Here is a 12,745-nt window from a genome sequence, read left to right on the forward strand (position 1 = left end):
TTGCCATGCTCTGGAGCGAGCGTCATATAAGGAAAGCTTTATATGACCCTAGCGCTGGCGACGGCGCAGGGCAACCGCGGTGATGAGCATCAGCGCGGCGACGATCGCCGCCATCGCGTTACCGACGCGCGAGAACAGCGTGGGGGGCAGGGCAGTCGGCATCGGTCGCTCGATCGCGCCGGCCGTCTCGTGCGGGACGGTCGCGATGAGGCGGCCGTCCGCGGCGATGATCGCCGAGATACCGGTCGGCGTCGCGCGAAGGATCGGCAAACCCTCCTCGATCGCGCGCATCCGGGCCTGGGCGAGATGCTGCGGCGGACCCCATTTTCCGAACCACGCATCGTTCGAGGGATTGAACAGGATGCGAGGGCGGTGCGCGCGGTCGACGACCTCGCCTGAGAAGATGATCTCGTAGCAGATCTGCATCCCGATCGAACCGAAGCCGGGTAGCGTCAGGTTCGCCGGGCCCTTGCCCGAGGTGAAGTCGATGTCGCCGGGGACGAGCCGCGCCAAGCCGAGCGGCCTCAACAGCCAAGGCATCGGCAGATATTCGCCGTACGGCACGAGGTGTGCCTTGTCGTACCGCCCCCGCAGCCGCGCCTGAGCGTCCAGCGCGAAGACCGAGTTGGCGGCACCGGAAATCTGATCCCTGGCGTTGAACTCCAGCGCGGTGCCGCCGATCAGCAGCATATCCCGGGGCCCCAGCAGCCGCGCCATCCGGCGGCGAAGGTAGAGGGGACTCGACCAGCCATAGGCGTAGAACGGATAGCCGTCCTCGACATAGTCGCGCACGACGCCCTCAGGCCAGACGACGAGGCGCGGGGGCGCGCCGGCCCTGCGATCATCGGCGCCGGAGAGCTTTTCGAGCGCGGAAAGGACACGCTCTCCGTCGGTTTCGCTACGGTCTTCCTGGCCGATGTCGGGCTGGACCACGCGAACCAGCGGTGTGCCGGGGGCAGGCGGCGGCGCGTTGGTCCACAGCGCGGATAGCGCCGCGAGGCTTAACGCGGGCAGGACGATCGCGGGCAGCGTCCAGCGGCGCAGCGCGAGCAACGCCAGCGCCCCCGCCGCCAGCACGGTCACGCCGGACAGCGCATAGGTGCCGATCCACGCCGATAGTCGCGCGACGCCGATCACGGGCAGCCAGACGACGCCAAGCGGATCCCACGCATAGCCAGTGAACAGCGTCGCCCGCAGCCATTCGGTGGCGATCCAGGCGGCGGCGAAGACCAGCACATAGGTCGCATCCGGGGTACCGGGTCGCCGCGCGATCCGCCACGCCAGCCCGCCCGCCAGCATCGGGAACACCGCGAGATACAGCGCGAGCCCGACCGCGGCGAAATAGCCGAGCACCGGCGGCATCGCGTCCTGAAAGTCGAACGCGTGCTGGAACCAGTTGTTGTTCACGGTGAAATGGCCGAGCCCGAACAGCCAGCCGCGCCAGAGTGCGATGCGCAAGGTCGGCGCATTATGGATGAGCGTCATCCACACCGCGAACGCCACGAGCGTAATCGGCCAGAGATCGAGCGGGGCGAACCCCGTCGCGGCGAGCGCGCCGAGGATGAGGCAGGCGAGAGCGGGAAAACGGGTCACGCGGGCGCTATGGCGTGGCGGGGGGGAGCGGGCAATATCTTACCCTTGATCGCGCCATTGCACTCTCCCCTCAACCACCCCGGCGAAGGCCGGGGCCCAGTTGGGGGACGTTGGTAACGATGCGCAATGCTCCGTTACCGCGACCTTTCCAACTGGTCCCCGGCCTCCGCCGGGGTGGTGTAGGGTGGGGAAGGGCAGGTCGACCCAAGATTGTTTCCCCGCGAAGGCGGGGACCCACACTGGGCTCCCGCCTTCGCGGGAGAACAAGGCGGCGCGGACCGTCGATATCATGGGGAGAGGACCCCGGGTCGACGAACCCGATCCCACGACCTATCTTCGCCCCATGACCCTGCGCCCCTTCCACCTCGCCTTCCCGGTCCACGACCTGACCGCGGCCCGCACCTTCTACGGTGCGACCCTTGGCTGCCGCGAAGGCCGCTCCAGCGACCACTGGATCGACTTCGACCTGTTCGGCCACCAGATCGTCGCGCATCTGGATCCTTCGGCGAAACCCGTCGCGGTCGAGAACGCGGTGGATGGGCACGCCGTCCCCGTGGCGCATTTCGGCGTCGTGCTGACGATGGACGACTGGACTACGCTGTCCGAACGCGTCACCGCCGCCGGCGTCAAATTCGGGATCGCCCCCTATGTCCGCTTCAAGGGCCAGCCAGGCGAGCAGGCGACGATGTTCTTTCTCGACCCCTCAGGCAACGCGCTGGAGTTCAAGGCGTTCGCCAACGACGACATGCTTTTCGCGACTTAAGGACTATCCATGGCCAATCCCATTACCGTCGACGTTCCCCATCAGCTCGGCAAGGCAGCAGTCCGCGCGCGGCTCGATGGCGGTATCGACAAGATCAGCGCGAGCATCCCCGGCGGCTCGGTGACAGATCACCGCTGGGACGGCGACACGCTCCACTTCACCGTCCAGGCGATGGGCCAGACGATCGCCAGCGCGGTCACCGTGTTCGAGACCAACGTCCATGCGGTGGTCGACCTGCCCGGCATCCTCGGGCTGTTCGCCAGCAAGATTCAGGACATGATCCGCAAGGAAGCGCCCAAGCTCCTGCGCTGACGCCACGGCACCGGGGGCGGATCAGGCCCCCGGCGCGCGCCGATAGAGTTCGAACGCAGCCTTTGCGCCGGCGACGGCCTCGGCGATCCAGGCCTCGTCCGCGGGCTGCGCGTCGATCGCCGCGAGCAACGCGCGCCATTCGCCCGACAGATGCTTCGCGCCGAGATAGGCGGACGGCAGGCCCTGGGGCACCGATCGCGACAGCATGATCCCACCGAGCCGCGACCCCTCGACCACGTACATCGCACCCCATCCAGCGGCCGCACTCCGTGTCACGTCGAACGTCATCGGTGTCGGCATTGCCTCGCCCAGCGCGGCGAGATCGGCGGCGAGCGCGTCGCGACGCGAGCGGACCGGGGCAAGCCCCGCGATATTATCGAGCCAAGCCTCGACCGCGGGCAGCGCCTTGGCGTGCGCAATCAGGAACGCGCGGTACTCCGCCGCGTCGCTCAGGTCATAGCGGCCGAACCCGGCGTCGACCGCGTCGTGATCGCTCGCCGTCGCCGCGCGGAGGCGGGCGACGGTCGAAAGCGTCTCGGTCAACAGCACCGCCCTCCGCCCTTGCTGCCGTACCGCGCTTCCTGCCGATCGCGGAAGAACGTGCGTTCATCCATCGGCGGCTGGTCGGGATGCCGCTCCGCCATGTGCTGGCAATACGTCGTGTAGGACGGCACGCCGACCATCAGCAACGCGGTCTCGCGTGCCTTCGCGTACAGCGCGCGGATCATTCCGCCGCCACCAGCTGCGGCGGAACTTCGGTCACCGTCGGCCGGTCGATCTTCAGCGCCGCGAGGCACGTGCGGATCCCGAAGACCACGATCGACAGCACCACCGCCAGGAACAGCGCGCACAGCGCCGCGTCGCACCGGCCCGACCAGCGGCCCGGCGCCGGCGATCGCGGCGAAATGGTGCCCGAACAGCACGTTGCGGTCGGTCGCGACGTAGTCGAGCCCGTCGGCGCGGCGCAGCGCCGGGGTTTGCCGCGACGGATCGAGTTGCATGACGTGGCGCGCGATGTAGCGTGCGTAGAAGCGGTACGCGATCAGCTGGACCGACACGGCCGCGGTGACGATCCAGAGCGCGTTGACATGCTCTCCGCGCTGGAATGCGACCACGGCCAGCGCGCAGGCTCCGAGCAGGGCAAGCGCGCCCCAACCGATCTTCTCGCGTAAAGTCATGCGTGCGCTCTCCCGTGCGGTCCGTTTTGCGGGCATCGCGTATTCGGGGCGGCAGCGCTAGCCTAGATTAGCCCGCGCACCTCGCCTCACGGCTCCACCCCGCCGAAGGCCGGGGCCCAGTTGGAAAGGTCGCAGTAACGGAGCGGGGAGCGTCGTCATATCCGTCCCCGCAACTGGGCCCCGGCCTTCGCCGGGGTGGGGGCATCATCTGGGCAAGCCGGCTCGACTTATCTCGCAGAGTGCGGGGCGTAACCTCTCCGCGCTAACCCCCTCTAGGGTAAACCCCCTCCCGTCATCCCGGCGGACGCCGGGACCCATCGTTCCGCACACGCCAAGGATAGCGAGGATGCGGAACGGTGGATGCCGGAACGAGCCCGGCATGACGGGGAAGGGGCGCAGGTTTGTGTTCTGGCTCGATCGGGACTTCGACCGACGCAGCGGCGATCCCCACACCAGGACCCGTTCCCCCGCGGACGCGGGGGCCCAGCTAAATACCATAGCGCTCGGTACCCTGGACCCCCGCCTTCGCGGGGGAACGGCTATGGGGAGAGACCTTCTTCCTCACGATGACGGGGCAGCTTGAGTCAAACTAAGGTGCCCCCCCAGACTTAAACCTGCGAGTGATGCCCCTTCAGCTCGTCGCCGACGATCCGCACAACATGCAGCACGTTGGTCGACCCAGGCGTCCGGAACGGCACGCCCGCCAGCACGATCACCCGGTCGCCCGCCTTCGCCATGCCGTGGCGCAGCGCCATCCGCTTCGACTTGGCGACCATGTCCTCGAACGATTCGACGTCGCGCGTATGGACGGCGTGCGTGCCCCACAGCAGCCCGAGCCGCCGCGCGGTGTCCTGGTTCGGCGTCAGCACCAGCAGCGGCACCGAGGGGCGCTCGCGCGCGATCCGGCGCGCAGTCGAGCCTGACGTGGTGAAGCAGATGATCGCCACCGCCGACACCGTCGCGGCGATGTTCTTCGCGGCTTCCGCCAGCGCGTCCGCGGTCGTCGGATCGGGCTTCATCACGGTGAAGTGCATGCGGTCGCCATGTTCCGGGTCACCCTCGACCGAGACGCCGATCGCATCCATCATCGCCACCGATTCGACCGGCCACGCGCCCGCCGCGCTCTCGGCCGACAGCATGATCGCGTCGGCGCCGTCATAGACCGCGGTCGCGACGTCGGACACTTCGGCGCGCGTCGGCGACGGCGAGGTGATCATCGACTCGAGCATCTGCGTCGCGACCACCACCGGCCGACCCATCCGGCGCGAAACCTCGACGATGCGCTTCTGCAGCGGCGGCACCGCCTGGGGGGGCATCTCGACGCCGAGATCGCCGCGCGTGACCATCACGCCGTCGCAGGCCTCGACGATCTCATCCAGCCGTTCGATCGCCGCCGGCTTCTCGATCTTCGCCATCAGCGCAGCCTTGCCGCCGATCAGCTTGCGCGCTTCCCACAGATCCTCGGGGCGCTGGACGAACGACAGCGCGATCCAGTCGACTCCCTGGTCGACCGCGAAATCCAGGTCGCTGCGGTCCTTCGCGGTCAGCGCCGCCATCGGCAGCACGACGTCGGGAACGTTCAGCCCCTTGCTGTTCGACAGCGCGCCGCCGACCTCGACGCGGGTCGTGATCTCGCGCGGGCTGTGCGAGACGACGCGCAGGACGAGCTTGCCGTCGTCGAGCAGCAGGCGGGCGCCAGGCTCGATCGCCGCGAAAATCTCGTCGTGTGGCAGTTCGACGCGGGTCGCGTCGCCCGGCGTCGGGTCGCGGTCGAGCGCGAAGGTCGAGCCGGTTTCGAGCACCGTGCGGCCGCCGTCGAACTTGCCGACGCGCAGCTTGGGGCCCTGGAGATCGGCGAGGATCGTCGAGGGGCGTCCGAATTCCTTTTCGAGCGCGCGAATCGCCTGGATCACCGCGATCTTCGACTGCTGGTCGCCGTGGCTCATGTTGATGCGGAACGCGTCGGCACCGGTACGGAACAGCGTGGCGATCATCTCGGGGGTGCTGCTGGCAGGGCCTAGCGTCGCGAGGATGCGGACCTTCCGCAAGCGGGGGGCGATAGCGATGGTCATGCGTGCGGTTTCCTCGGGGAAGCTCTTTGCCGCGACGGGCCTTAAACCCTATCTCCGCCGGATCAACCACGGAGCATACGAATGAATCCCGAAACCGACCCGCTCGATACTTTGGACGATGCCGTAGCGGCGCAGGCCTTTCGCCGCCTGATCCGCCACCTCCGCCACCGCGAAGACGCGCAGAATGTCGACCTGATGGGGCTCGCCGGTTTCTGTCGAAATTGCCTGTCGGACTGGGTCGAGGAAGCGGGCGGCCTCACCAAGGATGCGGCACGCGAGACCGTGTACGGGATGCCCTATGCGCAGTGGAAGGCGCATCACCAGGGCGACGCGACCCCGGAACAGCTCGCGCGGATGAAGGACAGCGTCGCCAAGAACGCGCCGCAATCGGCTGGCGCCTGATTTGTGGCGATACGCCGCGGCGTCGCTTGAGCCGAACACGGTAAACGCCTAGACGCGGCGGCGCACCCACAGCGGCCTGATTCACGACGTCGCGCGACGGCGATCATCGGCGTGGGGTATTTCGATTGGTTTGAGGCCGGCGCCTGAGGCGCCCGCGAGTGGGGAATTTTCGATGTCTGACGAACGGCAACACGGCATGGGCGGCGGCGCGGTCGCAGCGGACGAACTGCGCCTGCTGATCGAGCGCGCCGAGCGCCTCGAAGAAGAGAAGAAGGGTATCTCGGACGACATCAAGGACGTGATGGCCGAAGCCAAGGGCCGCGGCTACGACCCCAAGGCGATCCGCAAAATCCTGTCGATCCGCAAGAAGAAGAAGGAAGAGTATCAGGAGGAAGAGGCGATCCTCGAAGTGTACCTCCAGGCTCTGGGAATGATCTGAGGATCGGACTCTGCGCGGTGCCTCTCCCCCGATCTGTCGTCGGGTTGCGAAAAGGCACCGCGTTAATCTTCTCGATCTACCGGTAGAGAATGCTTCTCCCGATCTTCACGGCATTCGTCCTGTTCCTGGTCGTCAACCTGATCACGATCGCCGCGTTCGCGATCGACAAGCGGCGATCGTCGACCGGCGCATGGCGTATCCCCGAATCCCGCTTGCTCTGGTTCGCAGCACTCGGCGGCAGCCCGGGGGCGTTCTGGGCGCGCCATCGATTCCGCCACAAGACGCGTAAGCAGCCGTTCGTCGGGCGGCTCCAACGCATCGCGATGGTCCAGGTCGGCGTAGTCGTCGGGCTTGCGATCGCTTTCGCGCTATGACGTCGGCCTCCTCCACACGGGATTGATGCCTCTGCGCAACAGGTGTATTGCTGTTATGCGACATTGCATCGGGGGGCGAGCATGAGACTAGTCATTGGGGTTGCGGCGGCACTGCTGGCGAGCGCACCAGTCGCCGCCCAATCGGTCGACCAAGACGCAAAAACGCTGGCACAAAAGGCCGAGGCGTTCGTCCGGGTCCGCAACCAGTTCGATCAGGCGGCGATGACCGCAATGATGGCGCCCGACTATCAGGAGGTGTCCCCCATCGGCGAGGTCGATTCTCGCGACCGGGTGATCGGGTTCTACGCCGCCGACAAGAAATCGCCCGCGCCGCCGATGACGATCACCGAGACCGTCGCGCGACCCGCCGGCACGATCGGCGTCGTGACCATGCGAATCGCCTATACGATGCCCGGCAAGGACGGCCAGATGCAGACCCGCGCAATGCGCGCCGGATTCGTCGCGCGCCGGATCAAGGGCGACTGGCAGTTCGTGTCGTTGCAGTTCACCCCGATCCGCGGATGACGACCTAAGCCGCCTCCGCCGGCAGCGTCGTCCAGCCCAGACCAGGGATCGTGATCGAGCGCTTGCCGGCCAGATCGGTGCGGCACACGATCAGTTCGCGGCTTTCGATATAGCCGATCAGCCGCTTCACGCGGCCGATCGAACTCGTGCCGTATGTTGCCGCGATCCGTGCGTCGGAGGGGCAGGGTTCACCTTCCCGCGCCGCGCGCGCGACCAGCAGGAACGCGCCGAGCATGTCGTCGGGCAGCCCGCTCGCCACGTCGAGCGCGGCGGTCCACGCCTCGTCGGTCATGTCGAAGATGCCGGCACGCGCGCAGCTCAGCCTGCGCACGAAACCCGGCAGGTCGAGCGGCGGCTTGGCGAGACCACCCATGCGGCAGCGCACCTGGAAATCCTGGAACAGCACCGACGGCGGGCGCAGCGTCGATTCGGGATCCTCAACGATCGCGCGGAACACGTCGGCATAGACCGCCTCGACCTCGTCGTCGGTCTTTTCGGGCGGGGGCGGTGCGGCGGTGCGCGGCTCGGGCGGGCGGGCGATGCCGTCGAGCAGCTCCTCCGCCGGCACGCGACGCGGGCGCGAATCGAACATCAGGCCCAGTTCGGGGGCATCGACGACCGGCTCAGACAACAGGTCCTGCAGGTCCATCGGCGCTGCGCTGGGGAGGGGGGTGAGCTTGGGGCTGCCGCTGCGTGCGGACGTTTCGACGTCGCCGATCTTCACGGTGATCGGCCGACGCGACACCGCCGGCCCGAGCGCCATGAACGTCCCGCGCTGGAGATCGCGAATCGCCTCCGCCTGGCGCCGTTCCATGCCGAGCAGATCGGCGGCGCGCGCCATGTCGATGTCCAGAAAGGTGCGGCCCATTAGGAAGTTCGAGGCCTCCGCCGCGACGTTCTTCGCCAGTTTCGCGAGGCGCTGAGTCGCGATCACGCCGGCGAGACCGCGTTTACGGCCGCGGCACATCAGATTGGTCATCGCCGCGAGCGACGCGCGGCGCACTTCTTCGGACACTTCGCCGCCCGTCACCGGCGCGAACATCTGCGCCTCGTCGACCACAACCAGCACCGGATACCAATGCTCGCGCGGCGCATCGAACAGCGCGGAGAGGAACGACGCGGCACAGCGCATCTGCCCCTCGACCTCGAGCCCCTCGAGGCTGAGCACCGCGGACGTCCGGTGTTCGCGCAACCGCGTGGCGATCCGCGCAATCTCGCGTTCGCTATAGTCGCCTGCCTCGATCACAACATGGCCGTGAGGGCCGGCGAGCGTCACGAAATCGCCTTCGGGATCGATCACGATCTGCTGGACATGCCCCGCCGATCGCTCGAGCAGCCGGCGCAGCAGATGCGATTTTCCCGATCCCGAATTGCCCTGCACCAACAGGCGCGTGGCGAGTAGTTCCTCCAGGTCGACGCCGACGGCAGTACCATTGCCGTCGGTGCCCATATTCACGCTAACCGTCATGCCGCGCGTTTGGCAGGTGCGGGCGCTTGTGGGCAAGGAGTCTTTGCAGCTTGCGTCGCGAGCGTTGCCGAGCGGGATGGGCGTCCCGACAAAACCTCACTGCCGTTCCCCCGCGAAAGCGGGGGCCCAGGAGCCAAGAGCGGCATCGTTCGTGACCCTGGGCTCCCGCTTTCGCGGGAGAACCAGCAGGGCCTGGGATGGCGAGATCATCGAGGGGCGACGGATACGCTGGAATTATCCCCAATCCCGGCTAGGCATCCGGCTATGGCCACATCCTCCCCGCTCGCCGATCTCTCGCAACGCCTGCTCGGCAAGGCACCGGGCGATCTCGACGAGGAGGAGCGCCGCGTCCTCGCGGGAATCGAGTCGGGTAGCATCGTCAGTCGCGACGCCGCCGACGTGTCGGACGAGCGTGCCACCTTCGGCGAGCGGTTGTCCGACCGCGTGGCGGCGATCGGCGGGTCGTGGGGATTCATCATCGCGTTCACCGCGGTGCTCATCGGCTGGATGATCCTCAATTCGGACATCCTCACGCACTTCGACGCGGCGTTCGATCCCTATCCCTACATCTTCCTCAACTTGCTGCTGTCGACCGTCGCCGCGATCCAGGCGCCGGTGATCATGATGAGCCAGAACCGGCAATCGGCGAAGGATCGCCTCGCTGCCAGCCTCGACTACGAGACCAATCTGCGCGCCGAACTCGACATCCTGCGCGTGCATCACAAGATCGATCATCTGGTGCTGGCGCGGCTGGAAGCGATCGAGGCGAAGATCGACGCTCTGGCGAAAACGGCCTCACCGTCCTAAAGCCACCGTATCAGGCTATTAGAGGCACCGATGGCAGGCCATTCCAAATACAAGAACATCATGTACCGCAAGGGTGCGCAGGACAAGAAGCGCTCGTCGGCGTTTAGCAAGCTCAGCCGCGAGATCACGGTCGCGGCCAAGATGGGGCTGCCCGACGTCGACATGAACCCGCGCCTGCGCGCGGCGGTGAACGCGGCCAAGGCGGCGTCGCTGCCCAAGGAGAACATCCAGCGCTCGATCGACAAGGCGAGCCGCGGCGACGCCGAGAATTACGAAGAGATCCGCTACGAGGGCTTCGGCCCCGGCGGCGTGTCGCTGATCATCGAGGCGCTGACCGACAACCGCAACCGCACCGCGACCAACGTGCGCGTCGCGGTCGGCAAGAACGGCGGCAACCTCGGCGCTGGCGGTTCGGTCAGCCACGCTTTCGACCGCGTCGGGCTGATCTCGTATCCCGCGAGCGCGGGCGATGCCGACACGGTGTTCGAAGCGGCGCTCGAAGCGGGTGCGGAGGACGTCACGTCGAGCGAGGACGGCCATGAGGTCTGGACCGCGCAGGGCGATTTGCACGAGGTGGCGAAGGCGTTGGAAGCGAAACTGGGCGAGGCCGAAGGGGCGAAGCTCGCCTGGCGTCCGCAGGTGATGGTCGCTGTCGAGGCCGACGATGCCGCGACATTGTTCAAGCTGATCGACGCGCTCGACGACGACGACGACGTGCAGACCGTCTGGGGCAATTACGAGGTCTCCGACGAGATCATGGAGTCGCTGGGTTGAGCCATTGAGATGAAGAAGGTGGGTTCACGCGGAGACGCGGAGACGCGGAGAGTTGATCTTCGTGCGATCGCCTTCCGCGTCAGCGGCCTCTCACCTGTCGGCCAGCCCGATGACGTGACAGTCCCGCTGACGCGAGGCGATAGCCACGGATACGACACCTCCGCGTCTCCGCGTCTCCGCGCGAACCAATCTTCTCCTTCTACCTACGCATGATCATCCTGGGACTAGACCCCGGCCTAGGCACCACCGGCTGGGGCGTCATCCGCGCGGATGGCAACCGGCTGAGCCATATCGCCAACGGCCAGATCAAGACCGATCCGTCGATGGCGCTCCCCCGCCGTCTCACTGCGCTGTACAACGCGTTGATCGACGTTATCCGCACCGAACGCCCCGACGGCGCTGCGGTCGAGGAAGTGCTCGGCAACACCAACGCGCAATCCACGCTGAAGCTCGGCCAGGCGCGCGGCGTCGTCCTGCTCGCCGCGGCGGGCGCAGGGCTGCATATCGGCGAATACCATCCCTCGACCGTGAAGAAGGGCGTCGTCGGCACCGGCGGCGCGGACAAGAAACAGATCCAGGCGATGATGGCCGTGCTGCTCCCCGGTGCAAAGCTCGCCGGACCCGATGCCGCCGATGCGCTGGCCGTCGCGATCACGCATGCGCATCACGTTGCCAGCGCCGCCGCCATGGCAAGACGCAGCGGCATCGGCGCGTAGTAGTTTTTCTCCCCCCCCGGTTGCCGACAAAAGCGCTGGGACAGGGTGTTTTCGAAAACAGTTTCGACGCGCCAATGCCGCTGTTCGGCGCGTGCCAAAACTTCTGCCAGCCAATTTCGCTCGGACACAACTTGGTTCATTTTGAATGAAATCGGGACCAGGCCGGTATCATTACCTGTCATTAAAGTTTTGATAGCCAAGCTCGTACCACTGTGGCAGCGCCACCAGGATGTCTAATTTAGATTAAGGTGCAGCGCGATGCTGGTCGAACAGGTGCGGGGCGGAACGAACAGCACCAATGTTCCGGCCGCGGCGTTCGCGATGCCCCCGGGCATGACGATGCGCTACGATCTGCCCGATCCGGCGTTGTCCGACTATTTGACCGGCTATGCGATCTACGCGTCGAACGACCCGGCGCCGATGCTCAACTGGTATCTGCCGGCGCCCGCGATGATCTCCGTGCTGGTCGACGCAGGCCCGTTGACCGTGTCGGTCGGCAATCATCGCTTCGGTCCGCTCGACCGCGCGAGCTTCTACGGGCCGACCAGCCGCGCCTTCCGGACGCAGACGCATGGCGGGATCGCCGTCGGCATCGGCCTCAGCGCGCTGGGCTGGTCACGGCTGACCGCGCGGTCGGCTGGCGAGTTTCACAACCGGGTCGTGCCGCTCGGCGCGGCACTGGGGACGGACCTGTCCGCGCGGCTGGTCGAGGGGCTCGACGCGCTCGACGACGACGCGCTCATCAAGCCGTTGCTGGACGGGGTCTTGGGATCGCTGTTCAACCGGGCACATCCGCGCGACGACCTGATCCGCGCGTTCACGGCGTTGACCGTCACCGACGGCGTGATCGAGATGAAGGACGTCGCGGACCGCCTCGACATCCCGACGCATGAACTCCGACGCATGGCGACGCGGCATTTCGGCATGCCGCCAAAATTGTTGCTCCGGCGCGCGCGGTTCCTGCGATCGTTCATCAGCCTGATCCGGACGGACGGCATGGCGGACTATTCGAAGATCGACAGCAGCTATTTCGATGCCTCGCATTTCCTGCGCGATGCCGGCACGTTCCTGGGCACGACCCCGCGCCGCTTCATCGCCTCCGACACGGTGTTCCTCAGGGCCAGCCTGCGCGCCCGCGCGATGGTGATCGGTGCGCCGACCCAGGCGCTGCACGAGGTCGCGAAGGCCACCGCGACCGTCCAGACCCGTCCGTCGGGCGGGCAGGACCGTCCGCAGCCCATCGCCTGACCGGCCTCGGCACGCGGGTCGCAGGGTCGAGAGGCCGGCATTTTGACGGGATGACGCCGCGTTGCCGATGTTCT

Annotated in this window: 16 protein-coding genes and 1 pseudogene; 10 read left to right on the top strand and 7 right to left on the bottom strand. The window is 67.0% G+C overall.

What is annotated here, in order from left to right; all coding sequences use genetic code 11:
* Window positions 1-48: 48 nt before the first annotated feature.
* Window positions 49-1,593 carry an apolipoprotein N-acyltransferase gene (gene lnt, locus HMP09_RS15070; protein ID WP_176501033.1) on the bottom strand — a complete coding sequence of 515 codons (1,545 nt, stop codon included), beginning with the start codon at window positions 1,591-1,593 and terminating at the stop codon, window positions 49-51.
* 343 nt (window positions 1,594-1,936) lie between these two features.
* Here lnt and HMP09_RS15075 point away from each other — a divergent pair, with 343 nt between their 5' ends.
* Window positions 1,937-2,356, top strand: coding sequence for a VOC family protein (locus HMP09_RS15075; protein ID WP_176501034.1), 420 nt, complete (start codon window positions 1,937-1,939; stop codon window positions 2,354-2,356).
* Window positions 2,357-2,365: 9 nt separating this feature from the next.
* Window positions 2,366-2,668: a polyhydroxyalkanoic acid system family protein gene (locus HMP09_RS15080; RefSeq protein ID WP_176501035.1), complete on the top strand. Its 303-nt coding sequence runs from the start codon at window positions 2,366-2,368 to the stop codon at window positions 2,666-2,668.
* Window positions 2,669-2,689: 21 nt separating this feature from the next.
* Here HMP09_RS15080 and HMP09_RS15085 read toward each other — a convergent pair whose 3' ends face one another.
* From HMP09_RS15085 to pyk, 4 genes and pseudogenes are all read right to left on the bottom strand, one after another.
* A complete protein-coding gene (locus HMP09_RS15085) occupies window positions 2,690-3,211 on the bottom strand; it encodes a biliverdin-producing heme oxygenase (protein ID WP_176501036.1) in 522 nt (173 codons plus the stop codon).
* On the bottom strand, window positions 3,208-3,396 hold the full coding sequence (locus HMP09_RS15090; protein WP_176501808.1) for a YbdD/YjiX family protein: 189 nt from the start codon (window positions 3,394-3,396) through the stop codon (window positions 3,208-3,210). Before HMP09_RS15090 ends, HMP09_RS15085 begins: the two co-directional genes overlap by 4 nt.
* Window positions 3,397-3,501: 105 nt before the next feature.
* Window positions 3,502-3,846: pseudogene (locus tag HMP09_RS15095) on the bottom strand (carbon starvation CstA family protein); the annotation flags it as partial.
* A 608-nt stretch (window positions 3,847-4,454) separates the two neighbouring features.
* Window positions 4,455-5,918, bottom strand: a complete 1,464-nt coding sequence (gene pyk / locus HMP09_RS15100) for a pyruvate kinase (RefSeq protein ID WP_176501037.1) — start codon at window positions 5,916-5,918, stop codon at window positions 4,455-4,457.
* Between the two features lie 81 nt (window positions 5,919-5,999).
* Between pyk and HMP09_RS15105 the strand changes: the two genes are divergently transcribed.
* The 4 genes from HMP09_RS15105 to HMP09_RS15120 all read left to right on the top strand — a co-directional run bounded on the left by HMP09_RS15105 (window position 6,000) and on the right by HMP09_RS15120 (window position 7,658).
* Window positions 6,000-6,320, top strand: coding sequence for a DUF1244 domain-containing protein (locus HMP09_RS15105; RefSeq protein ID WP_176501038.1), 321 nt, complete (start codon window positions 6,000-6,002; stop codon window positions 6,318-6,320).
* A 196-nt stretch (window positions 6,321-6,516) separates the two neighbouring features.
* Entirely contained in the window at window positions 6,517-6,759 is a 243-nt protein-coding gene (locus HMP09_RS15110) for a DUF2312 domain-containing protein (RefSeq protein WP_197942503.1), read from the top strand.
* An 89-nt stretch (window positions 6,760-6,848) separates the two neighbouring features.
* Window positions 6,849-7,133 (top strand): DUF1294 domain-containing protein, encoded by a 285-nt coding sequence (locus tag HMP09_RS15115; protein WP_176501039.1) that lies wholly within the window; start codon window positions 6,849-6,851, stop codon window positions 7,131-7,133.
* Between the two features lie 81 nt (window positions 7,134-7,214).
* The gene (locus HMP09_RS15120) at window positions 7,215-7,658 is read left to right on the top strand and encodes a YybH family protein (protein ID WP_176501040.1); all 444 of its coding nucleotides are present in this window, start codon (window positions 7,215-7,217) and stop codon (window positions 7,656-7,658) included.
* A gap of 4 nt (window positions 7,659-7,662) precedes the next feature.
* Here the strand turns inward: HMP09_RS15120 and HMP09_RS15125 are convergent, their stop codons facing one another.
* Window positions 7,663-9,126 (bottom strand): ATP-binding protein, encoded by a 1,464-nt coding sequence (locus HMP09_RS15125; RefSeq protein WP_176501041.1) that lies wholly within the window; start codon window positions 9,124-9,126, stop codon window positions 7,663-7,665.
* Between the two features lie 264 nt (window positions 9,127-9,390).
* Here HMP09_RS15125 and HMP09_RS15130 point away from each other — a divergent pair, with 264 nt between their 5' ends.
* The 3 genes from HMP09_RS15130 to ruvC all read left to right on the top strand — a co-directional run bounded on the left by HMP09_RS15130 (window position 9,391) and on the right by ruvC (window position 11,423).
* Entirely contained in the window at window positions 9,391-9,933 is a 543-nt protein-coding gene (locus HMP09_RS15130) for a DUF1003 domain-containing protein (protein WP_176501042.1), read from the top strand.
* A 30-nt stretch (window positions 9,934-9,963) separates the two neighbouring features.
* A complete protein-coding gene (locus HMP09_RS15135) occupies window positions 9,964-10,707 on the top strand; it encodes a YebC/PmpR family DNA-binding transcriptional regulator (RefSeq protein WP_176501043.1) in 744 nt (247 codons plus the stop codon).
* 209 nt (window positions 10,708-10,916) lie between these two features.
* A complete protein-coding gene (ruvC, locus tag HMP09_RS15140) occupies window positions 10,917-11,423 on the top strand; it encodes a crossover junction endodeoxyribonuclease RuvC (protein ID WP_176501044.1) in 507 nt (168 codons plus the stop codon).
* On the opposite strand, the gene HMP09_RS15145 is transcribed toward ruvC, so the two are convergent.
* Complete coding sequence (locus HMP09_RS15145) at window positions 11,372-11,605, bottom strand: hypothetical protein (RefSeq protein WP_232090361.1); 234 nt, start codon at window positions 11,603-11,605, stop codon at window positions 11,372-11,374. The genes ruvC and HMP09_RS15145 overlap by 52 nt on opposite strands.
* Window positions 11,606-11,681: 76 nt before the next feature.
* On the opposite strand from HMP09_RS15145, the gene HMP09_RS15150 reads away from it, so the two are divergent.
* A complete protein-coding gene (locus HMP09_RS15150; protein ID WP_176501046.1) occupies window positions 11,682-12,671 on the top strand; it encodes a hypothetical protein in 990 nt (329 codons plus the stop codon).
* Window positions 12,672-12,745: the final 74 nt, after the last annotated feature.

This window comes from Sphingomonas sp. HMP9, from assembly GCF_013374115.1.
In the GTDB taxonomy this organism is placed as follows: domain Bacteria; phylum Pseudomonadota; class Alphaproteobacteria; order Sphingomonadales; family Sphingomonadaceae; genus Sphingomonas.

Bases quoted from the DNA above. Each gene is read 5' to 3' on its own strand.
- HMP09_RS15075 (WP_176501034.1), top strand. From the start codon at position 1,937: ATGACCCTGCGCCCCTTCCACCTCGCCTTCCCGGTCCACGACCTGACC.
- HMP09_RS15080 (WP_176501035.1), top strand. From the start codon at position 2,366: ATGGCCAATCCCATTACCGTCGACGTTCCCCATCAGCTCGGCAAGGCA.
- HMP09_RS15090 (WP_176501808.1), bottom strand. From the start codon at position 3,396: ATGATCCGCGCGCTGTACGCGAAGGCACGCGAGACCGCGTTGCTGATG.
- pyk (WP_176501037.1), bottom strand. From the start codon at position 5,918: ATGACCATCGCTATCGCCCCCCGCTTGCGGAAGGTCCGCATCCTCGCG.
- HMP09_RS15105 (WP_176501038.1), top strand. From the start codon at position 6,000: ATGAATCCCGAAACCGACCCGCTCGATACTTTGGACGATGCCGTAGCG.
- HMP09_RS15110 (WP_197942503.1), top strand. From the start codon at position 6,517: ATGGGCGGCGGCGCGGTCGCAGCGGACGAACTGCGCCTGCTGATCGAG.
- HMP09_RS15115 (WP_176501039.1), top strand. From the start codon at position 6,849: ATGCTTCTCCCGATCTTCACGGCATTCGTCCTGTTCCTGGTCGTCAAC.
- HMP09_RS15120 (WP_176501040.1), top strand. From the start codon at position 7,215: ATGAGACTAGTCATTGGGGTTGCGGCGGCACTGCTGGCGAGCGCACCA.
- HMP09_RS15125 (WP_176501041.1), bottom strand. From the start codon at position 9,126: ATGACGGTTAGCGTGAATATGGGCACCGACGGCAATGGTACTGCCGTC.
- HMP09_RS15130 (WP_176501042.1), top strand. From the start codon at position 9,391: ATGGCCACATCCTCCCCGCTCGCCGATCTCTCGCAACGCCTGCTCGGC.
- HMP09_RS15135 (WP_176501043.1), top strand. From the start codon at position 9,964: ATGGCAGGCCATTCCAAATACAAGAACATCATGTACCGCAAGGGTGCG.
- ruvC (WP_176501044.1), top strand. From the start codon at position 10,917: ATGATCATCCTGGGACTAGACCCCGGCCTAGGCACCACCGGCTGGGGC.
- HMP09_RS15145 (WP_232090361.1), bottom strand. From the start codon at position 11,605: ATGACAGGTAATGATACCGGCCTGGTCCCGATTTCATTCAAAATGAAC.
- HMP09_RS15150 (WP_176501046.1), top strand. From the start codon at position 11,682: ATGCTGGTCGAACAGGTGCGGGGCGGAACGAACAGCACCAATGTTCCG.